The organism is Flavobacteriales bacterium, from assembly GCA_016712535.1.
In the GTDB taxonomy this organism is placed as follows: domain Bacteria; phylum Bacteroidota; class Bacteroidia; order Flavobacteriales_F; family PHOS-HE28; genus PHOS-HE28.
The window spans coordinates 638,396-661,940 of sequence record JADJQW010000002.1 but is presented as its reverse complement, the minus strand read 5'-3'; the positions used below and the strand labels follow the sequence as shown (position 1 = coordinate 661,940).

At 61.4% G+C, this 23,545-nt stretch carries 10 protein-coding genes; 4 read left to right on the top strand and 6 right to left on the bottom strand.

Annotated features, from left to right (window positions below):
• Positions 1 to 76: 76 nt before the first annotated feature.
• On the bottom strand, positions 77 to 3,841 hold the full coding sequence (locus tag IPK70_02590; GenBank protein ID MBK8226049.1) for a carboxypeptidase-like regulatory domain-containing protein: 3,765 nt from the start codon (positions 3,839 to 3,841) through the stop codon (positions 77 to 79).
• A gap of 244 nt (positions 3,842 to 4,085) precedes the next feature.
• Complete coding sequence (locus tag IPK70_02585; protein MBK8226048.1) at positions 4,086 to 4,385, bottom strand: hypothetical protein; 300 nt, start codon at positions 4,383 to 4,385, stop codon at positions 4,086 to 4,088.
• A 52-nt stretch (positions 4,386 to 4,437) separates the two neighbouring features.
• Here IPK70_02585 and IPK70_02580 point away from each other — a divergent pair, with 52 nt between their 5' ends.
• Positions 4,438 to 4,875, top strand: coding sequence for a hypothetical protein (locus tag IPK70_02580; GenBank protein MBK8226047.1), 438 nt, complete (start codon positions 4,438 to 4,440; stop codon positions 4,873 to 4,875).
• A gap of 6 nt (positions 4,876 to 4,881) precedes the next feature.
• Here IPK70_02580 and IPK70_02575 read toward each other — a convergent pair whose 3' ends face one another.
• On the bottom strand, positions 4,882 to 7,209 hold the full coding sequence (locus IPK70_02575) for a TonB-dependent receptor (GenBank protein MBK8226046.1): 2,328 nt from the start codon (positions 7,207 to 7,209) through the stop codon (positions 4,882 to 4,884).
• A gap of 109 nt (positions 7,210 to 7,318) precedes the next feature.
• A complete protein-coding gene (locus IPK70_02570) occupies positions 7,319 to 8,296 on the bottom strand; it encodes a hypothetical protein (GenBank protein ID MBK8226045.1) in 978 nt (325 codons plus the stop codon).
• Between the two features lie 342 nt (positions 8,297 to 8,638).
• On the opposite strand from IPK70_02570, the gene IPK70_02565 reads away from it, so the two are divergent.
• From IPK70_02565 to IPK70_02555, 3 genes are read left to right on the top strand one after another with little or no spacing between them, the layout of a single operon-like run.
• A complete protein-coding gene (locus tag IPK70_02565; protein MBK8226044.1) occupies positions 8,639 to 18,391 on the top strand; it encodes a gliding motility-associated C-terminal domain-containing protein in 9,753 nt (3,250 codons plus the stop codon).
• 45 nt (positions 18,392 to 18,436) lie between these two features.
• Entirely contained in the window at positions 18,437 to 19,366 is a 930-nt protein-coding gene (locus IPK70_02560; GenBank protein MBK8226043.1) for a type IX secretion system membrane protein PorP/SprF, read from the top strand.
• Positions 19,367 to 19,368: 2 nt separating this feature from the next.
• Positions 19,369 to 21,549 carry a carboxypeptidase regulatory-like domain-containing protein gene (locus IPK70_02555; GenBank protein ID MBK8226042.1) on the top strand — a complete coding sequence of 727 codons (2,181 nt, stop codon included), beginning with the start codon at positions 19,369 to 19,371 and terminating at the stop codon, positions 21,547 to 21,549.
• Positions 21,550 to 21,709: 160 nt separating this feature from the next.
• Here the strand turns inward: IPK70_02555 and atpC are convergent, their stop codons facing one another.
• Both atpC and IPK70_02545 read right to left on the bottom strand, forming a co-directional pair.
• Positions 21,710 to 21,943 carry an ATP synthase F1 subunit epsilon gene (gene atpC, locus IPK70_02550; protein MBK8226041.1) on the bottom strand — a complete coding sequence of 78 codons (234 nt, stop codon included), beginning with the start codon at positions 21,941 to 21,943 and terminating at the stop codon, positions 21,710 to 21,712.
• Positions 21,944 to 22,024: 81 nt separating this feature from the next.
• On the bottom strand, positions 22,025 to 23,536 hold the full coding sequence (locus tag IPK70_02545; GenBank protein MBK8226040.1) for a F0F1 ATP synthase subunit beta: 1,512 nt from the start codon (positions 23,534 to 23,536) through the stop codon (positions 22,025 to 22,027).
• Positions 23,537 to 23,545: the final 9 nt, after the last annotated feature.

Genomic DNA, 23,545 nt, shown 5'->3' with positions numbered 1-23,545 from the left:
GGCGCTGCAAGGCTCAGAGCGAAGGTTCTGGTGGTTGCTCTTGGTAGGCCTTTCATGGTTGTGCGTGTTCAGATGACTAGAAGCTCAGGCGCAGGCCCAAGCGGATGGTACGTGGAGCGCCGAAGTTGCCAGGCGCGTTGTTCTTAACGGTGTAGAGGTCGCGGTACGCATCGGGATCGGTCTGCGACCGGTCGGTGAGCTGGGCCAGGTATCCGTCGTTGTCAGGAGAACCCGTGTAGCGGTAAACGCCAGTGATGTTCTCCGTGTTGAACACGTTGGTGACCAGCAGGTACACGTTCAGGTCTGCGCTCTTGGCCTTGTCGCCTTCCTTGCCCTTGAAGGTGAGCGGGATATCACGGTCGATCTGCATATCGGTGGTGAACTGCCATGGCAGGCGAGCGCCGTTGAGCGTGCCATCGAGGCGGTGGTTGGTGGCACCGGTGGCCTCGCTCACCACCTGCGAACTGCGGCTGTAAGGAGTGCCGCTGCCAAGGATGGTCACCGCATTGGCGCCCATGCCTTGGAAGATGGGCTTGCCGAAGACCATCGGGCCGTTGTAGTCCTTGCCGCGGCCATAACGGAAGTCGATGGTGGTCTGGAAACGGTGGCGCTGATCGAAGTCGAGCGGTGAGATGGTGCGCAGGTTGGCCTGGCCGCTGTTGATCAGGTTGATGCCGGTGTTGGGGCCGGAACCCGTGCCATCGGCGAATTGCAGCGTGTAGCTGGCCCGCATCCAAACGTTGCCGGTACGGCGCAGGTCGAAGGTCGTGGTGAAGCCCTTGACGGTGCCGAAATCGAAGTTGTCGTAGGTCCGGTAATCACGCGGCCAGGCATTCAGCACGTTGCGAACGGTGATCTGATCGCGCAGTTCACGATAGAATGCGGCGATCTTCAACGAAGAGGCCTTGCCCAGCACCTGCTGGAAGCCCAACTCGTAGTCGATGGTCTTGGTGGGCCTCAGGTTGGGATTGTTCAGCACAGGATTGTCATTCTCGATGTAGGCGTAGCTCACCAGGTCGCCGCGGCTCTGCCCGGCATTGGGACGCTGGGTAAGCACATCATAGTGCGCGAAGAACACGGCTTCGTCGCTGATCGGGAATGAGAATGCCACGCGGGGCATCACGTTCACCACGGGCTTGTAGTCCGCGAAAGCAGAGCGGCTCAATGGCGAATCGCCGTCCAGGTCGCTGCGGTCATCGCCGCCGATCAAATAAGGCCGGATGCGCCCGCCTTGCTGGATTGAATTGCCATCGCTGAGCTCGGTGCCGCTAGCGCTGTACCAGGTGTCGCCATCGCGGTAGCCTTTAACGGTGTTCGGGTCATCGTAGTCGTCCACGTACACAACGAAGTCCTCTCCGATGTTGCTCGGGCGATTCGCGAGCTGCTGCTGGAGTCCGGAGGAGGGCACGACATCACCTGCCTTGTAGGCATCACGCCAGAGGTACTTGTCCTTGAGCACGTTCTGGTTCGCATCGTAGCGGTCCACCCGCACGCCAACGTTGAAGATGATGTCATCGAAGGCGAACTTGTCCATCACATAGCCGGCCATGTAGATCGGCTCGAAGGGCGCTTGCGCGCGGGTATTGACCCCGCGGTCATCCTTCTGCGTGAAGAAATCATCGAAGCTGGGCTTGCGGGTGAGCTTGTTGCCGAGGTAGTCGTAGCCAACATAGCTCACCAAGGTGCTGTTGCCGGCGTTGATCAGTTCATCCGGCTCGAACATCTCAAGGGCCAGAACGCTGGGGTCGAGGGCGTCGATATCGATGTAGTCAAGCCCTGTGCGATCGAGGCCCAGCGCATTGCGCAGGTTGCCGCTGAAGAACTTGAAGGCATCAGCGCTGAAGAGGCGGTCATAGTAATGGAAGGGGAAGGGGCTGTTCGGCAGCTGCACGATCGCGCTTGGCGGCAGCGAATCACCCACGAAGTTCTCGAGGTGGAAGTTGGCCAGGCCGCGTGCGCGGGTCCAAAGGCCCACTGGAGAGAGGTCATAGCGGCGCTGAGTGAGCTGCTCATACTCGATGCCCACCATCACGGCATGCTGACCGATATCGGCGCTGCCCACAGCAGTGAAGCGGTACTGCTCATTGAGGCGCTTGCGGTATTCAGCTCCGTTCGGGTCATCGATGAAGCCCGGATTGTTCCACATCTGGTACAAGGTCACAGGCCGGTTGCCGTTGAGCAGCACACCCCGGCGCTGCACCTCGATGAGGTCCTGGTAGTAGCCCACATAGTCACCGCCATCAATCTGCGCCCCGAAGAGCGTGGGGATGGGGAATTGCTCCCGCGGCAGGGCATTGAAGTAATAGTTGTCGAATGCGGCGAGGTAGGGATTCTGCGTGCCGGGAGAGAAGGTGACCAGGGTATCGCGCTCTCCTACCTGCACCCAACGGCTGCCGCGCAGCTCGAACTGAGGGGCGCGGTAAGTGGTGAAGCGGCCCACGTAGCCGTAGTCGAACAGGCGCTCGCCGTGCACGAAGTCCTGCACATTGTTCTGGTAGCGGCTGTAGTCGAACTGCAAGCTGTAGAACGCATTCTTGATCGTGCTCTTCTTCTCTTCCTCAGAAGTGCGGTTGGTGAAGCGCTGCGTGTACTTGATGAAGGCCCTCCAGCTCAGCTCCTTGGTGCGCACGTTGCGCTCGGGGTTGAGCAACGAGTTATTGCGGTTATAGGATTGCCGGTTGCTGTAATCGAGCGAACCGCCCATCGTGAGCTGAACGTTCTGCGTGGTCGCGATATCGATCTTCCCAGAAGCCGTGTAGATCACCTCACCGGCATTCTGCCGCGTCGGGATCGACTCGATATCACTGGTGCGGAGGAATTCGGTGCGGTTCACCAACGCCACATCGCCACCGGTAGAGAGCACCTGTCCGGGATTGGCCTCGATTCCGTCGAGCACATCACGTCGCACGCGCACGTCCCCGATATAGCTCGGGCCATTGTCCACCACATTGGTGTACTGGCCGCTTAAGAAGAAGCCGATCAGGGGCTTGCTCTTATTGCCCAGGCTGTCCTTCCGGAACAGCAGTGGCCCGCTCACGCTCGCTTCAACCTGGTTGAAGGCGAACTTGTCGAGACCGATGATATCCGTGATGTCCTTACCCACTTTGAAGCCTGAGGTAAGGTATTCCGCCCCGCCGAAGAACTGCCGGCTCGGACCACGTGTGGTGATGTTGATCAGGCCACCGGTCACATCGCCATAGTTGGCGGGTACGCCACCCGTGATCACCTGCACCTCTTCAATCGCGCCCTTGGGCAGGCCCGTGCCAGCGCCAGCGGGCACTTTCACCCCATCGATATAGTAGTAGGTGGCCTCGGTGCGCGCCCCGCGGATGGAGATGCCCCCGCCGGTGCCGGCATCGCTGGCGCCCGCCACGGTGGTGGCGATGCTGGCCGCGCTGCGCCCGGGCATCTTGGCGATGTCCTCGCGGGTCACGGTGCCCCCTGACGCTCCGCCATCCTTGTTGATCAAGGGCACGGTGTACTGCACCACCTCGAACTCCTTGAGCTCGATGCCGGCATTGAGCTGGATATTGAGGAAGGTGATGGTGTTGCTGTTCACAACGACGCCAGCGTTCTTGTAAGGCTGATAGCCCACATAGCTCACCACCACATCATAAGTGCCGGGGTCGATCGGCTTGATGAAGTAGTTGCCATCGAAGTCCGTGGCGCCGCCGGTTACCTGTGACCCGCGGTTCTCCACCACGATGTTCACGAACGGCAGCGGTTCGCCGGTCTTCTTATCGGTGATCTTGCCCTTCAGGCTTCCGGCACCCACCTGGGCGAGCGCTGGAGCGGCTGCGATGAAACAAAGGGCGATTGCGGTGGATAGCCTTCTCACCATCAACGGTCAGGTTTTACGTTCTTCAGGACTTTGCGACGAGGGGGCGCTAAACTATACGCTGCGTTCAAATAACCGCTGCTCCCGGTTAATTGCCGGTTGTCATCGATCGGGGAGCGGCGGTGCATGTGCTTGGATTCGGCGCCCCAGAGTTTGTTTGGCAGGGTCACGGAACCAATGTAGGGGCCGCGCATGAAGGTGCAATCTGAACCATTCGCCAACAGCAGCGGGTTCTTTACAGGTCCGGCTAGCGCTTCCTCCTGAATAAGCGCGCGGGCCAGGGATCCCGGTGCCTGCCAGGACCATGACGGTCGGCTCGGCGGGCATGCTTCTTCATGCGCTTCTGGGTGCCTTTGTCCTGAAGGCCTAGATGCCGCTTCCGATTCTCCTTGTCCTGTTTGGCTTTCTCCTTCTTCTCCTCCTTCGCCTTTTGGGCCAGGATCTTCTCCTGCTTGCGCTGGCTGATGCCTTCGTCCTGTGCTCGAACAGCAGTGGCTCCGGAAAGCGTTAGGACGAGGATGATCGAGCGAAACAAGACAGGGCGCATCCTGCAAGTTTACGGTCGCTCGGTCGGTGCATGGGCTACTTTCGCGGTCGTCATGCGCCAGGCATCCATGCTCCCTTACCTCGTGCTCGCAGGCATGGGCATGCTATTCATGGCAGCATCCTGCCGGAAGCCGACTACGGGCGGGGTGCCGCCGGTCTCTGTCGATATCAGCATCAACGTGAACAATCCCGCTTATGCGGACCTCGCTGTGACCGGGGGCTGGCTCTACCTCAGCGGCGGTTCCCAAGGGCTCATCATATACCGGAGCGGCCCCTCAGAATTCGTAGCGCTCGACCGGCATTGCACTTATCAGCCTGCGAACCTCTGCCGCGTGCATGTTGACAGCAGCCAGGTGATTGCCCGCGACACCTCCTGCTGCGGCTCCGCTTTCCTGATCACCGATGGCAGCTTGGTGCAAGGACCGGCAGCGCTGAACCTGCAACGCTACAGCACCACCTTCAACGGCACGATCCTGCGGATCTTCAACTGAAGGGTCTCAGAATCGGAAGCTGATGCCGGCACTGGGCAACAGCGGGAGCTGATTCACGCGCTCGAACCGCACGCGGTCGAAGTAGAAGATGTTCTCACGATTGAGCGCATTGGTCACGCCAAGGTCCAACTCCAGGCTCTTGTGCTCATCGAAGCGCCAGGTCTTGGTGACGCCTGCATCAACCCGTGAGTAGGCCGGCAGGCGGCCGTCATTCAGTGGTCCGAAGACAATGGACAGATCAGCGTTGCTGGTGGCGTAATTGGTATTGATGTCGCCGTTGAAGGGCACCGCGCCATAGAAGCCTTGCGTGCGGGTGAAGGGGAAGCCGCTGCCGTAGTTCCAACGCAGGTTCACTTTCCAGGCATCGAACTTCCCGAAGGCATAGCTCGCCACCAGATTCAGGTTATGGCGCCGGTCCCACACGGGATTGTACACCTGAACGCCATCGTAGCGATCCACTACCGTATAGCTGTACACGCCCCAGAGATAGAGCTGGCCCTTCTCGTACTTCAACTGCACGTCTGCGCCATATGCTCGACCCGTCTCCACGATGAAATCCTTCTTCAGCTCATCCGGCTTGTCGGCGAACTCGGGCGTATCGTTGAAGTACTTGTTGCGGTTGATGTTGGTGACCTGGCGGAAATCCTTCAAGTAGACCTCGAAGTTGAGGGTGAGCTCGCGTGAGAGGTCGTGCTCGATGCCCGCCACATAATGGTTGGCGCGCTGCAAACGGTCCTTCAGCTCGCGCGATCCGCCATCGCGCTCATTAACCCGGGTCGGCGTGTTCTCCGGCGATGCGAGGAATCCGTAGAAGAGGTTCACCACATCACGGTCGTTGTTGGCAGCCACCAGGTTCTGGCTATAGCGGCCCGCTGCTAGCTTGAAGCGCCAATTGTCGCTGATGTTCCACTTGGCGCCAAGGCGGGGCTCGACGCTGGCCACCGAGAGCGAGGCGTAATAGTGCAGGCGAAGTCCGGGGTCGATGATGACCTTGCCCAGTTTCTTCCGATAGTTCACATAGCCGGCGATCTCGCTGGTGTTCTGCTCCTGATCGAAGCTTCGGCCCAGTTCGTTGAAGTACTTGAAATTCGTGCGGAAACCGAGCATCTCAACGCCATAGCGGGCCTCATCGTCACCGAGGAAGTACTTGAAGTTGAGCGCGCCATTGAAGCTGGTTATGTCGCTTGTCCGGGGTTCAAGCTCCGCTTCCTTCAATTCGATTCCGTAGCGGCTGAAGCAGAAAACCCCATCGATGAGCACCGCGCTGCCTGCTGGCACCAGCACGAAGTTGGTCCCCGCGCCCCAGTTCTGCCAAGCCAGGTCGCTCACGCCCCGGTAGTTCACCCCATCGGTGAAGTTGAAGCCGAAGAGATTGAACTTGCTGCCATTGGCCCCATTGAAGGAGATCTTCCCGTAAGCATCGGTGAAGCGGAAGGGCAGGCCCAAGGTGTCGTTCACATTGGCATAGAAGATCTTGCTTGACTGGTCGAGATAGCTGTGGCGCAAGTTGAACAGGTAGCTGCTGGAGCCATCGCCGGGCTCATTCTGCTTCTTGATCGGACCTTCCAGCAGCGCCTTCGCCGCGAAGGTGCTGGCGCTCACCTTGCCGCTCATCCGCGTGCGGTTGCCATCGCGGGTGGTGATGTCCATCACGGAACTGATGCGCCCGCCGAATTCGGCGTTATAGCCCGCCGTGTAGATATCGGCATTGCGGATGATGTCGTTGTCGAACACGCTGAAGAGGCCGATGCTATGGAATGGGTTGTAGAGCACCATGCCATCCATCATCACTTTATTCATGATCGGCGAGCCACCGCGCACGTAGAGCTGGCCGCCCTGGTCCCCGGTGAAGATCACGCCCGGCACCACTTGCAGGTATTGCGCGAGGTCGGCCTCGCCGCCCACCGCTGGCATGCGCTCGATCTGCTTGGGCGTGAGCTTGGTCACGCTCATGCGCACCTGGGTCTGGGCCTCCTGCTTCTCACCGCTGATCTCCACCACGCCGATCTGGATAGAGGCTTTCACCATGAATAGTTTCTCGGTGGTGATCTGGTCACGTGCCACGGTGACCGTCTTCTCCAGGTCCTCATAACCAAGAAAGGTGACGCGCAACGTGTGCTGGCCAACGGGCACTTTCGATATGGAGAAGTACCCGTTCACATCGGTTGCAGCACCTGTGGTAGTGCCTTTGAGCACCACATTGGTGAAGATGATGGGTTCGCCGGTGGCCTTGTCATACACGAACCCCCGGATGGTTCCGGTCTGCGCGAAAGCACCAAGGGCGAGGACCACGGAACAGAGGGCGAGGACCAGGCGCTGAAAGGGAATGGGCATGCAAGAAGGAGTAAGCCTTTGTTTCAAGGGGCGGCTAAAATAGGCGGCGCCCCCGCAGAGCGGAGGCGCCGTTTGATGAGCGGTGCCCGCCGTTGGCTGGGCGACGCGACTAGCGCTTGCTTGGCGGCCGTGACGGCGCCCTGCTCGGTGCAGGCGATTTCTGCGGCGATTGGCGCGGTGGCCGGGAGGTGCGGCTGGGTGCTCTGCGGTCCGGGTTCTTGGGTGGCTGAGTCGCAGGTTTACGCTCGGGCCTTGTGCCGGGCTCCTTCATGCGCTCGCGCTCAACCGGCCTGCCAATTTCCCTTGCGGGCACAGGCTTTTCCAGTTCCCTTCCGGTGCGCGCGGGTTGGGCTCCGCTTCTGCGTCCGAAAGAAGGAGAGATGGTGCGCCGGTGCATGTACACATTGTTCGCGCGCTCAACACGGCAGACGTTCACCGAATGGTACCATCCCCAATACGGGCGCGGGAAGCCCCACCATGCATTCCAGCCCCATGGGCGCCAAGGCCTCCACCACGGCGGATAGTACCCGTAATACCAAGGTGAATTCCAATCCCACCAAGTGGGGCCGTAGCACCATTGCACGCATGGCCAGCCCCAGACATCCACCCAAACAGTGATCTGCGCTGGCGGAGCGAGGGGACCGCCGCCTTTACGGCCTCCTTCCTTCACCTGCTCCGTTGGCTCAATGATGGTTCCTTCCGGATAGAGCGCCTCGTCTCCGCGGATCTGCAGGGTCACTGCCCCGTCCTTAGCCCGCTCCATTTGGATCGACGCCACGTCCTGAGCTTCGTCCTTCGCGACATTGATGCGCAAGACCACGATGCGAGCGTCGCCTTCCGCCAGGGTATGCACCTGCACGTAGTCCACCTCGCCATTCGCATCGAGGTCGAGGTTGCTCACCTTGTTAACGTCCGTGTTCACGGCCTTCTCGAAGGCTTCCAGGTCCTTTGCATTGCGGAAAAGGTCGAGCGTCCCTCTCAAGTCGAAAAGGTCCCCGGCCATGCCGGTGCTATCAGCCTGCTGTGGGCGTGCTGCGACCGCGCTGAGGGAGAGCGCGAGCGATGCCAATAGAAAGAGGCTCTTCATGGCTTTGATTGTTTGCGCGACCCGAGCAACGACCGTACCGCGTTGATGCGACTCGGACTGCAGAACAAAGGAAGCACCGCGAGCAGGCGATCCGACAACGATCGGCCGCTGGGCGCACAGAAGCGTGTTGACAAGTGCGAAATAGGTGCGCTGCCCTTGGGAAGCCACGCGGATAGGTTTGCCCGGCACCTCACCGTGAAGAGCGGATTGCCATCCGGTTGGCGCATCGGATCCGATCCCGGACCGATGCGCATGGCTGATGGCGATTCACAGGACCGCCCCCCCCGGAGGTCCTGAACACCCATCACTTCACGGTTGGTGCCCAATAAGCCCGGCCGGCACATGACGGATCAACGACCCCTTCCCATCGCGCACCAATCACTGCGCCTCGCCACCCTCCGAATCCTCCGCTCAGCGCTTCTTGGCCTTGCCGGTCTCCTGCTCTGGCAGCAGGATGCCCTGGCTACCCACGCCATGGGCGGCGAGCTTACCTATGAATGCATCGGCACGGGCCAGTACCGGGTTCGATTGAATTTCTATCGTGATTGCAATGGCGTGGCCGCGCCCACTAATTGCAGCAATGGTCGGCAATTCCGCCTGCGCAGCGCCAACTGCGGAAACATCACCCTTAATCCGTGCTTCAGCCTCGATGGTGTGGATGTAGTGACGCCGCTTTGCTTCGGAGCCGCAGATCGATGCTCGGACCCTGGCGCGCCTTATGGCATCGAACGCTACCGCTTCAGTGCGGTGGTGAACCTGAGCGCTTACGCGGCCTGCGGGAACGACTGGATCATCGATTGGGACCTGTGCTGCCGCAACAACGCCATCACCTCCCTGAACAACCCGGGGAACCGCAACCTCTATCTGTACGCCAACCTGCGGCAAACGATCACCCCCTGCAACAATTCCCCGGCATTCCTGAACACCCCGACGGCCTTCGGCTGCGTGGGCCAGCCGGTGAGCTACAACCACGGCTTCAACGACGTGGATGGCGACTCCCTGGCCTTCGCGGTGGTGAATGCGCTGGGTTCCGGAGGAACGAACATCCCCTATAATGCCGGCTACAGCGCAACGCAGCCGGTGGTGACCGCAGGCGGCGCCAATGCGGTGCAGATCAATCCGGTCACAGGCACCATCACTTTCACGCCGAGCATCCAGCAATTCGCGGTGGTGAGCGTGCGCGTGCGTGAGTATCGCAATGGCGTGCTCATCGGGGAGCTTATCCGCGACGTGCAGTTCGCCATCATCGCGTGCAGCAATGCGCTGCCCCAGGTGAGCGGCGTGAACGGCACCAGCACCTATACCTATGAGACTTGCGCGGGCGTGCCCTTCTGCTTCACCGTGAATAGCAGCGACGCCAATGCCGGTCAGACGGTGACCATGTCGTGGAACAACGGCATTCCGGGCGCCACCTTCACCACGAGCGGCGGTCCCTTGCCGGTGGGCACCTTCTGCTGGACGCCAACAGCGACAGACATCGGACAGAACCTGTTCTCGGTGAATGTGCAAGACAACGCATGTCCGCTCGTGGGCACGAACCAATTCGGCTTCGCAATCCAAGTCACGCCTCCATCCACACCGGCGAATGCAGGCCCGGACCAGAACGTCTGCGGCACGAGTGCCACGCTCGCCGGACAACTGCCGTGGCCAGTGCAGGGCACCTGGTCCGTGGTGAACGGCACGGGAAGCTTCGCCAATGCGAATAGCCCCAACACCACGGTGAGCGGCTTATCCACCGGCTTGAACACGTTGCGCTGGACGGTGAACTACGGCACTTGCGGCACCACAAGTGACGATGTAGTGATCACGAGCTTCAATCCAGCACAGGCCGCTGCGAACGCAGGGCCCAATCAGAGCCTTTGCCTACCGAGCACCAGCACAGCGCTCGCCGCCAATACGGCAGCTGCTCCGGCAACGGGCACATGGACCCTGGTGAGCGGCACGGGCGCTTTCGCCAACGCCAATAGCCCAACCACCAACGTGAGCGGACTGAGCGTGGGTGCCAATGTTTTCCGTTGGACCATCAATAACGGCCCGTGCGGCGCGCCCACGAACAGCCAGGTGACCGTGTTCGTGTTCAGCAACGCGCAAGCCGCTGCGAATGCCGGACCCGACCAGCAGTTGTGCGCACCCAACCTGAGCACCACGCTCACCGGAAATAGCTTGATCACTCCGGCAACCGGGCAATGGACCGTGGTTGCGGGCACCGGCACCTTCGGGACTTCCGCCAACCCAACCACCACAGTAAGCGGTCTCAGCATCGGCGTGAACACCTTCCGGTGGACCATCAGCAACGGCCCCTGCGTGCCGCCGACCACGCAGGATGAAGTGAGCGTGGTCGTCTTCAATCCGGCCAGCCCGAATGCGAATGCCGGCCCGAATCAGCAGGTGTGCAGCAGCAGCACCACGCTTGCTGGCAATAACCCATTAGCGCCCGCGACAGGGACCTGGAACGTGGTAAGCGGCACGGGAACCTTCGCCAATGCCAACAGCCCCACCACAAGCGTAAGCAACTTGAGCATCGGCGCCAATGTTTTCCAATGGGCGCTGAGCAATGGCCCATGCGCCAATGGCCTCACCACATCACAGGTCACCATAACGCGATTCGACCCAAGCACGCCTGCCGCGAATGCAGGACCCGATCAGGACCTCTGCTCGGTTAACGGCACTGGCGTGGCTAGCACGACCATGGCGGCCAGCGCGGCCACTGCCCCGGCCACCGGCTCGTGGAGCATCGTGAGCGGCCCGGCCGGCGCAGTGATCACCACGGCTTCAAGTCCCACTACTTCGGTCACCGGTCTCGCTGTAGGCACGCATACGTTGCGCTGGACCGTGAACAACGGTCCTTGCGTGCCACCGACCTCCACGGATGATGTGGTGATCCGCGTGTTCGACCGAAACATGGCCCCGGCCAACGCCGGACCGGATCAGAACCTATGCGCACCAGTGGCCAGCGTGACCCTTGCAGGCGTTGCTCCGACCGCACCGGCAACCGGTCAATGGACAGTAGTGAGCGGTGCGGGATCCTTCGCGAACGAGAACCTGGCCAACACCATCGTGACGGGCATGGCGATTGGCGTGAACATCTACCGTTGGACCACCAGCAATGGCCCATGCCCGGGAGCCGTGACCAGCGATGATGTGCAGATCACGCTCTTCGATCCGAGCGTAGCGGCTGCGACCGCCGGACCCGACCAAAGCCTCTGCGGGGCGGCGAGCACCGTTATGTCCGGCAATGCCTTGGCCGCACCGGCTGTTGGTACTTGGAGCGTGGTCAGCGGCACAGCGACCATCAGCAACCCGAACAACGCCACAACTGCGATCACAGGCTTGGTTACCGGCAGCGTGACCCTGCGATGGACAGTGAGCAACGGCCCGTGCGGAAGCAGCAGTGACGATGTGGTGATCCTGAACTACGACCCCGCGAACCCGATTGCGGATGCCGGTCCTGATCAGGAAATCTGCGTGCCCGTGGCGCCCAACGTGGTCTTCATGTCGGCGAGCGCAGTCACCTTCCCTTCGGCCGGAACGTGGACCACAGTGAGCGGGCCGGGCGGTGCGATTATCGCGAACAGCAACAGCCCAACGACCCAGATCAGCAATCTCGCTGTGGGCACTTACGTTTTCCGCTGGACGGTTGACAATGGCCCCTGCCCCACTGGCATCACCACGGATGATGTCGTGGTGCGCGTATTCGACTTCGGCAACCCGGCGGCGGATGCGGGGCCCGACCAATCACTCTGCACATCCAACGGCAGCACCGCAATGGCGGGGAGCAGCTTGATCAGCCCGGCAACAGGGCTTTGGTCGCTGGTCAGCGGCACCGGTATCATCACTGACCCCAGCAGCCCCACCACCACGGTGACCGGCTTGCAGGTGGGACAGAACATCTTCCAATGGACGGTGAGCAACGGCCCGTGCAGCGGCCTCTCCACCGACCAGATGAGCATCTTCGTGTACGACCCCAACAATCTCAACGCGGCGGCGGGTCCTGACCAAGCCTTCTGCACACCGGTGACCAGCACCACGATGGCCGGAAGCGCGGTGATCTTCCCCGCACAAGGCACATGGACACAAAGCGCCGGGCCCGCAGCCACGATCATCAGCCCCAACAGCCCCACCACGGGCATTACAGGACTCCAGGTCGGCATCAGCCAGTTCACCTGGACGGTGAATAACGGCGTGTGCCCCAATGGTGTGACCAGCAGCACCATGACGATCACCTTGGCAGATGGTGATGCGCAAGCGGCCAATGCCGGACCTGACCAGAGCGTTTGCGGCACCGCGAGCAATGTGGTGATGGCTGCGAATGCACCCGTGGGAGTAGCTACCGCCAGTTGGAGCGTGGTAGCAGGCTCAGCCAACTTCAGCAGCATAACGAGCCCAACAGCAACGGTCTCCGGGCTGACCATCGGCCTGAATACGTTGCGATGGAGCATCGACAACGGCGCGTGCGGCATCACAAGCGACCTGGTCGACATTTATGTGTACGACCCGAACAACCCTGTGGCGAATGCCGGGTTGGATCAGCAGCTCTGCACCCCCGCCACCAGCACGACGCTCGTAGGCAGTTCTCTCATCTTCCCAGCGGTCGGGGTCTGGACCTTGGTGAGCGGCAGCGGCACCATTGCCAACCCATCGGGCCCCGCAACCGCCATAAGCGGTTTGAGCATAGGTGCGAATGTGTTCCAGTGGCAAGTGAACAACGGTGCCTGCCCGAGCCCGATCACAACGGACGAGGTCACCATCTTCCTCTACGACGACGACGCCCCTGCCGCGAATGCAGGTCCGGACTTGGATGTGTGCACGCCGACCAACAGCGTGAGCATGGCCGCTAACAGCCCTGTTGGCGTGGCCGTTGGCACTTGGACCTTGACCGGTGGTACTGGTGGTACGGTGACCAACCCGAACAACCCCAACACCACGATAACCAACCTGCCCGTGGGCACCCACACCTACGCGTGGACCATCGTGAACGGCACCTGCTCCACCACGAGCGACGAGGTCGTGATCCGCGTGTTCAATGCGTTGAACCCCGTGGCCAGCGCGGGCAACGACCAGCAACTCTGCCTGCCTGCCACCAGCACCACCTTGCAGGGCAGCAACGTAATCAGCCCTGCCACAGGGGTTTGGACGCTTGTTGCGGGCAGCGGTACACCAACGAACCCATCGGCCCCCAACAGTTTCGTGGTGGGCCTCAGCGTCGGTCAGAACATCTTCCAATGGACGGTTACCAACGGGCCTTGCGCCAACCCGCTCACCACCGATCAGGTGAGCATCTTCGTGTATGATGATGAGCAGCTCGATGCGGATGCAGGTACGGACATCGAGATCTGCACCCCGGAGAGCAGCGTGACCCTGGCGGGCAACCCGGCCGCTTTCCCGGCCGAGGGCTTCTGGTTCCAAGTGAGCGGATTCGGCAGCATCACGAACCCCAGCGATCCTGCCACCACCGTCACCGGCCTACCGGTCGGTGAGCACATATTCCAATGGGAGATCGCCAATGGCCCTTGCGGAACCACGAGCGATCAGATGGCCGTACGCGTGTACGACGCCAACAATCCGGTGGCCGACGCCGGTCCGGACCAGCAACTCTGCACGCCGCAGACCAGCACTGTGATGGCTGGCAGCAACCTGATCTTCCCGGCAACCGGTCAATGGACCTTGGTGAGCGGTCAGGGCGACATCGCGAATGCAGGCTCCCCAAGCACCACGATCACCAACCTCGCCATCGGTGAGAACGTGTTCCAGTGGACCGTATTCAACGGCCCCTGCAATACCCCCACCACAGACCTGGTGAGCATTCTCGTATTCGATGATGAGAATGCAGATGCGGACGCAGGGCCGGACCAGGAGTTCTGCACCCCGACCAATAGCACCACACTCATCGGCAACACGCCCACCTTCCCGGCCACGGGAACATGGACCTTGGTGAGCGGTCAAGGCGACATCACCGATCCGAATTCGCCCATCACGACCGTCACGGATCTCGCCGTTGGCATCAACGTGTTCCGTTGGACCGTGAACAACGGGCCTTGCGCGAACGGAATCACGCAGGACGAGGTCACCATCTTCCTCTTCGACCTGAACAACCCGGCCGCGAACGCCGGTGCCGACCAGGACCTCTGCACGCCGCAGACCAGTACCAACCTGCAGGGCAATACGCCTACCGTGCCCGCCACCGGAACCTGGACCTTGATCAATGGCCAAGGCAGCATCGCCGACCCGAACGATCCCAACACGCTGGTGACGAACCTGGCAGTGGGTGAGAACATCTTCCAATGGACGATGAACAACGGGCCCTGTGAGACCAGCGGCAGCAGCGACCTGGTGAGCATCTTCGTGTATTTCGACGAGAACCCTGAGGCCAACGCTGGCCCTGATCAAGAGCTCTGCACGCCCAATGTGACCAGCACCACGCTGCAAGGCAGTTCGGTCACCTTCCCGGCAGTGGGCACCTGGGTACTCGTGAGCGGCACGGGCACCATCGCACAGCCGAACAACGCGAGCACGGTGGTCTTCGACCTGGAGATCGGCGAGAGCATATTCGAATGGATCGTGGACAATGGGCCTTGCGCCACGGGCATCACCACGGATCAAGTGGTTGTGCAGGTATTCGATGAGAATACCCCGAGCGCGAACGCCGGCGCGGACCAGAACCTGTGCACCAGCGACGGCACCACCGCACAGCTCGATGCCAGCCCGGTCATCTTCCCGGCCATCGGCACCTGGACGCTGGTGCAGGGCCAAGGGACCTTCTCTGACGCGAACGATCCGAACACCACCATCACCAACCTCGGCGTGGGCGTGAACGTGTGCGAATGGACGGTGGACAATGGCGCCTGCCCCAACGGCCTTTCCAGCGATCAGCTCATCATCACCCTGTACGATGAGAACAATCCGATCGCCGATGCCGGTCCCGACCAAGAACTCTGCACGCCCACCGGCACCGCTACCAGCACCAACATGCAGGGCAGCACCATCATCTTCCCAGCGGTCGGCACCTGGAGCGTGGTGAGCAGCACCGGCACCATCCTCAATCCGAACGATCCGGTCAGCGCCGTGCTCGGCCTGGAGGTGGGCGAGCACATCTTCGAGTGGAGCGTGTCCAATGGCCCGTGCGATCCCAGCAATACCACCGACATCGTGGTGATCCGCGTGTACGACGAGAACAACCTCGATGCGGATGCAGGCCCTGATCAGCAGGTGTGCACACCGCTCACCAGCGCCACCATGGCCGGCAGCGCGATCATCTTCCCCGCTGTCGGCACCTGGACCTTGATCAGCGGCAGCGGCGACATCGCTGATGCGAACGACCCGAACACGGAGATCACCAACCTCGGCCTCGGAGTGAATGTGTTCCAATGGGAGGTGTACAACGGCAGCTGCGCCAACAGCCTCACGAACGATCAAGTGACCATCACGCTCTTCGATGCGCAGGCGCCTGCGGCGGATGCCGGACCTGATCAAGAGCTCTGCTTCCCTGATTCTGAAGTGACGCTAGCGGGCAATGTGCCGGTAGGCGCTGCAGTGGGCAGCTGGACCATCGTGAGCGGCCCCGGCAACATCACGGACCCGGCATCGCCCACCACCACCGTCACCGACCTTGCAGTGGGCGAAACGCGACTGCGCTGGACGATAACCAGCGGCGTGTGCGTGACCACCGAGGATGAGATGAGCGTATTCGTCTTCGACCCCAACAACCCTTTGGCGAACGCAGGCCTGGATCAAGAGCTCTGCGTGCCGCAGGACAGCGTCTTCATGGCGGGCAGCCCGCTGATCTTCCCAGCGCAAGGCACCTGGAGCGTGCTGGCCGGCGCCGGAACACCGGTGAACCAGAACGATCCGCTCACCCTGATAGAGCAGATCGCCATCGGCGTGAACACCTACCAATGGAGCGTGTACAACGGTCCCTGCGGAAGCAGCCTCGATGACGTGAGCATCGTGCTCTACGATGACACCACGGCCGCCGCGAATGCCGGTCCGGACATTGAGATCTGCCTGCCGCTCACGGCCATAGACAGCCTCTTGGGTGAACAGCCGCCCGCTCCTGCCGAAGGCACGTGGACCTTGATCGCGGGCACCGGTATCATCGCCGAGCCGAACAACCCGAACTCCGCGATCACCGGACTCTCGCAAGGCACCAACGTCTTCGTGTGGACCTTGGAGTGGGACCCTTGCCCCAACAACGGCATCCTCACCGATACAGTGGAAGTGCGCGTGTACAACCCGAACGCGCCGCTGGCCGACGCCGGCCCCGATCAGCAATGGTGCTCACCGATGGATGAAGTGACCATGGCCGGCAACGTGCCGGAGATTCCCGGCGTAGGCACTTGGACCCAAGTGCTGGGCGCGCCCGCGAACATCGTTGCGCCGAACGAGGCGAGCACGGCCATAAACGGATTGGGCGTGGGCAGCTACCAGTTCGTTTGGGAGATCTACAACGGCCAATGCGGCTTCGGGCCTCCGAGCCGCGACACCGTGCAAGTGGACATCTTCGATGCCGATGCGCCCGACGCGCAGGCAGGCCCCGACCAGAGCTTCTGCACGCCCACCAGCACAACCAACCTCGAAGGCAACACGCCGGTGCTCCCCGGCACGGGTTCGTGGAGCACCACGAGCGGCACGGCCATCATCGCCGATCCGAGCGATCCGAACAGCGGCGTCTCGGGCCTCACGGTGGGCCAGCACGATTTCACGTGGACCATCAGCAACGGGCCGTGCGGAAGCAGCAGCGATCAAGTGAGCGTGTTCATCTACGACGCCGATCAGCCTGCAGCCAATGCCGGACCGGATCAGGAACTCTGCACGCCTCAGACCAGCACCGCGCTCGCTGGCAACAGCGTCACCTTCCCCGGCACGGGCCTCTGGACAGTGATCATCGGCACAGGCGTATTCGCCGATGCGAGCAACCCAAACACTGGCGTGAGCGGCCTTTCGGTCGGCACCAACACCTTCCGCTGGACCGTCACCAACGGACCTTGCGGCGACACGCAGGATGAAGTGACCATCGTTGTCTTCGATGGAAATCTGGCTGCCTCGAATGCGGGCCCCGACCAGGAGATCTGCACGCCTGCGAGCAGCGTTACCCTGCAAGGCAGCGCTGTCAGCGCACCAGCACTTGGCACGTGGGTGTTCGCCAGCGGTTCAGCCACCATCAGCGATTCCAACAGCCCGAATGCAACCTTGAGCGGACTCACCGTGGGCACGTACGTGCTGCAATGGGTGGTGGACAACGGGCCTTGCGGGACAACCACGGATAACGTGACGATCGAGGTATTCGACGGCAACGCGGCCAATGCAGCCGCAGGCCCCGATCAATCGTTCTGCACGCCGATCAACGGTCCGGTGACCATGCTCGCCAGCAGCGCCACCGCGCCAGCCACAGGCACCTGGACCCTGATCAGCGGACAAGGCAGCATCGCGCAAGCGAATGATCCCTTCACGGCGATCACCAATCTCGGCCTCGGCGCCAATGTGTTCCAATGGACCATTGATAATGGCCCATGCGGAAGCAGCAACGACCAGGTGACCCTGATGGCGTACGACCACACCGTGCCCCCTGCCGATGCCGGGCCTGATCAGGACTTCTGCCAGACCACGACCAGCACCAACCTGAATGCAACGGCCGCCACCAGCACCGCCAATGGCCTCTGGTCGCGCATCGCCGGCAGTGGCAGCATCGCGCAGCCCTCCGACCCGGCCACCACGGTCACTGGCTTGGCGCTCGGCAGCAATGTGTTCGTGTGGACCGTCAGCAACGGCGAATGCGGCACCACTGCCGACACCATGACGGTGCTGATCAAGGACTGCGAGACCATCGTGATCCCCGATGCCTTCTCGCCCAACGGTGATGGCACCAACGACGTGTTCGTGATCACCAATATCGAGTACTACCCCAGCAACGAATTCCTGGTCTTCAATCGCTGGGGCAACAAGGTGTATGAGGCTACCCCCTACAATAACCAGTGGGATGGCACGAGCCAATTCGGATCGGCCTTCAAGGAAGGCCTGCCCGAGGGCACCTATTACTACATCCTCGACTTGGGCACCGATAAGGACCCCTTCACCGGATACATCTACCTGCGACGCTAATCGAGCACCACGGCAGCCTCCGCTATAACCGAACTCCAGATGAAAATGAGAACCGCCAACCGATGGATGGGCAGCGTGCTGGGGATGCTCCTGGGCACCGCCGTGCTGGCGCAGCAGGACCCGCAGTTCACGCAATACATGTTCAACATGCTCGCGCTGAACCCGGCATATGCAGGAAGCCATGACCGTTTGAGCCTGAAGGCCCTCACGCGCCACCAGTGGGTAGGCTTCGAGGGCGCGCCTACCACGCAGACGCTCACTGCGCATGGCCCGGTGTTCAATGAGAGCTTCGCGCTGGGCGGCACCATCATGCGCGATGCCCACGGCCCGGTCACGCAATACGGTTTCATGGTGGATGCGGCGTACCGCATGTTCCTGGGCAATAGCACGCTTGCCTTCGGCCTCAAAGGCGGCCTGAACCTCTTCCAAGGAAAGTTCGCGGAGCTCAATCCCATGACGCCCGGCGATCAGGTCTTCCAGCAGAACGTCAACACCAAGCTCGATCCGCAATTCGGCTTCGGCCTCATGTGGTACAGCGACCGGCACTACATCGGGCTGAGCACGCCGAAGCTGCTGCGCACCGAGTTCTTTCAGACAGACTCACTCGCTTTCGTCAGCCAGCCCGGCCAGCGCCCGCACTACTTCCTCTCCGGCGGGTACGTGTTCGATCTGGGCCTATATCACAAGTTCAAGCCCACCTTCCTCGTCAAGGCGGTGCAGGGAGCGCCCATGAGCTTCGACCTCAGCGCCAACTTCCTCTTCTTCGAGAAGTTCTGGCTCGGCGCCATGTACCGGCACACTGATGCTGTGGGCGCATTGGCGCAATACCACATCACCAACGACCTCACGGTGGGCTACGCCTACGACTTCACCCTGTCCCCGCTGCGCAATTACAGCGGCGGCAGCCATGAGATCATGCTGGGACTCAATCTCGGCAAGCCGCTCAAGGGCGTCCGTTCACCCCGTTACTTCTGATCATGAGCCAACGCATGCACCGCATCCGACCGCTGGCCGCGCTGGCCGCTCTGCTGCTCGTTACCGCTGCGCCCGCGCAGAAGCTCCAGCAGCGCATGGCCGATCGCTACAACGATGTGTTCGATTACAACAAGGTGATCGCCATTTACGAGGACCTCGATGCACGGGGAAAGAGCGACGCCGCCACGTTGCGGCAGTTGGCTGTCGCCTACACCAAGGTCGACAACGCGCCGGGGGCCGAGGGCGCCTACCGCCGATTGATGATCGCGCCTGGCCGCACCACTGATGACGTGCGCGCATTCGGCGATGCGCTCCGCGCCAATGGCAAGTACAATGAGGCGCTGGAGCAGTACCAGGCCTACGCGAAGGAGCGGCCCGACGATGCCCGCGTGAATGGCTACCTCCGAACGCCTGACCTATTCTACCGCCTCAGGCGCGACAGCACCAGCGCCACCATCCGCAAAGTGCCAGTCAACAGTCCACAAGCAGATCTAGGCATGAGCGTGATGGGCGAGTTCCTGCTCTTCAGCAGCGCTCGAGGCGAAGGCACTGGCGGTGGCCGCAGCTATGCGTGGGACGATCAGCCTTTCCTGAACTTGTACAGCGCCGAACTCAAGGGCGAGACCGCCGAGAACCCCTTGGTGATGCGCCAGCACATCAACACCCGCTGGCATGATGGCACCTTGAGCTTTGACTCGTTGGCCAAGCGCGTGTACTTCACCCGCAATAACGTTTGGTACGGAACCGTGCAGAAGAGCAAGCGCGGCGAGCTCAACCTGGGCATCTACTTCTCGGACATCGTGAAAGGCGAATTCGGCCAGGAAGAATGGGGCAACATCGTGCCCTTCGACCATAACGACCCAGAATTCAACCTGGGCCACCCAAGCGTGAGCCCCGATGGCCGCAACCTGTACTTCGCCAGCGACCGGCCCGGCGGCATGGGCGGCGTGGACATCTGGGTGTGCAAGAACCTCGGCAACCAATGGGGCGCGCCGGAGAACATGGGGCCGAAGGTGAATACTCCTGGCGATGAGATGCACCCGCACATGGCCGCCAACGGCACGCTCTATTTCGCCAGCAACGGGCATCCGGGCCTTGGCGGGTACGATCTTTTCTTCACGCGCATCGGCACCAGCGGACCGGGCAACGTGTTCAACCTGGGCTACCCGATGAGCACGCGCCACAACGACCATGGCTTGATCCTGATCAATGACAGCACGGGATTCTTCGTGAGCGACCGCATTGGCGGCCAAGGAAGCGACGACATCTACGGCTGCACAATCCGTCCGCAGCAGATGCGCTTGGCTGGCCGCGTGATCGACAAGGCCACCAAGGAGCCGATCGAAACCGCGAGCATCACGGTGAAGGACGGCAAGGGCGAGACCCTGCGCAACGCGAGCGTTCAGATGCTGCCCGGCGGGAAGTTCACCATCGATGCGGAGTACCGTGAGCGCTACCTGCTCGCTGCCAATGCCACCGGCTATAACCAAGCAGAGATGGCCTTGGCCACCAACGACGACCCGCTGGAGGAGATCGTGATCGAGATGGAGAAGTACGACTACCTCGCGGAGGGCACCGTCTTCGATGGCAACACCAACCTGCCGCTGACCGGTGCAACCGTGGTGCTCACCGACGCGCAAGGCAAGGAAATGGCACGCCATGCAACCGACGCCAGCGGCAATTACAGTTTCCCGCTGCTCAAGGAGATGGACTACCGCCTGCAGGCCGAGAAGGAGAATTACTTCAAGCAGAGCGCGCGCATCAGCACACGCACCGCGACCAGCCCGATCATCCGCACCGACTTCCGGCTCTTCCCGCTGGAAGTGAACCAAGTGGTGCGCCTCGACAACATCTTCTACGACTACAACAAGTGGAACATCCGCCCCGATGCAGCCGTGGAACTGGACAAGCTGGTGCAGACCTTGCGGGACAATCCAACGGTGCGTATCGAGCTCAGCAGCCACACCGATTGCCGCGGCAAGGACGCCTACAACAAGAGCTTGTCAGAGAAACGCGCGAAGAGCGCCGTGGACTACCTCATCAGCCAAGGCATCGAGAAAGGGCGCCTGGTGAGCAAGGGCTACGGCGAGAGCAAGCCCAGCGAAACCTGCGTTTGCGAGAAGTGCAGTGAAGAGCAGCACCAGAACAACCGACGCACCGAGTTCAAGGTGCTGAGCAAATAGCATCCACCGCTATGGTCCGGGGTTAGGGGACCAAAGGGGGACGGACGGGTCGAGGCGCAAGCTGAGGCCCGTTCGTCGTTTCCGGGGTTCCCCGTGCAAAATGCCGAACAGCTCCCTCGATGGAGCGCAATAAGCCTACGTTATTGAGCGATTCGGAGATTCACTCCGCGAGCACCAGCACGGTGTTCTTCATCACCTCCACCACGCCGCCCTTCACAGGGAAACGCTTCTCGCCTTCGGCGGTCTTCACCGTCACCTCGCCGGCTTTCAGCACGGTGATCAGCGGTGCGTGGTTATTCAGGAAGCCCATGCCGCCATCAACGCCGGGTACGCCTACGTAGCTGGCCTCGCCCTTGAAGAGCTCTTTATCGGGTGTGATGATCTCGACTCTCATTCCAAGTGGCGGTTGGGGGTTGAAGGCTGATGGTTGAAGCTTGGTAGCGACACAGGGGTTCACCATCAACCCTCAACCTGCCTATGCTTTCGCTGCCTCGGCCAGCATCTTCTTGCCGGCGGCGATGACGTCCTCGATGTTGCCCTTCAGGTTGAAGGCGGTCTCGGGGTATTCGTCCATCTCGCCGTCGAGGATCATGTTGAAGCCCTTGATGGTCTCTTCGATGGGCACCATCACGCCTTTGAGGCCGGTGAACTGCTCCGCTACGAAGAAGGGCTGGCTCAGGAAGCGCTGCACCTTGCGGGCACGGTAAACGCTGAGCTTGTCTTCTTCGCTGAGCTCATCCATGCCGAGGATCGCGATGATATCCTGCAGCTCTTTGTAGCGCTGGAGGATGGCCTTCACGCGCTGGGCGCAGTCGTAGTGCTGGTCGCCTACGATGGATGGGGTCAGGATCCGGCTGGTGCTATCCAGCGGGTCGACCGATGGGTAGATCCCGAGCTCGGCGATCTTCCGGCTCAGCACGGTCGTGGCATCCAAGTGCGCGAACGTGGTGGCCGGTGCGGGATCGGTCAAGTCATCAGCTGGCACATACACCGCTTGCACGCTGGTGATGGAGCCGCGCTTGGTGGAGGTGATCCGCTCTTGCATGGCGCCCATCTCGGTGGCCAGGGTAGGCTGGTAACCCACAGCGCTCGGCATCCGGCCTAGGAGCGCGCTCACCTCAGAACCTGCCTGGGTGAACCGGAAGATGTTATCGACGAAGAAAAGGATGTCGCGGCCACCGCTCTGCTCATCGCCATCGCGGAAGTACTCGGCCAGGGTGAGACCGCTCAGCGCCACGCGGGCGCGGGCTCCAGGAGGCTCATTCATCTGACCGAAGATGAAGGTGGCCTGACTGCTGCTGAGCGCGTCGTAATCGACCTTGCTCAGGTCCCAGCCGCCCTCTTCCATGCTGTGCTTGAAGCCTTCACCGTATTTGATGATGCCGGCTTCGATCATCTCGCGCAGCAGGTCATTCCCTTCGCGGGTGCGCTCACCCACGCCGGCGAACACGCTGTAGCCGCTGTAGCCCTTGGCGATGTTGTTGATCAGCTCTTGGATCAGCACGGTCTTGCCCACGCCAGCGCCGCCGAACAATCCGATCTTGCCGCCTTTGGCGTAGGGCTCGATCAGATCGATCACCTTGATGCCCGTGAAAAGCACTTCAGTGCTGGTGGTGAGGTCCTCGAATCTCGGAGCCTCTCGGTGGATGGGATAGCTCTTACCGGTTCTGACGGGCTTCATGCCATCGATGGCATTGCCCGTTACATTGAAGAGGCGTCCCTTGATGGCATCACCAACGGGCATGCTGATCGGCTGGCCCATGCCTTCAACTTTGGTATCGCGTGCCACGCCGTCGGTGCTCTCCATGGATACCGCGCGAACGGTGTCCTCACCGATAAGCTGTTGGGTCTCGAGGACCAGGATGGAACCGTCAGCGCGTGTGATATGGAGCGCGTCGTAGATATTGGGCAGGTCGTTGCCGCTCTCGAAGCGTACGTCGACCACGGGTCCGATGACCTGGACGACCTTTCCGATGTGCTTGGCCATGAGCAAGTT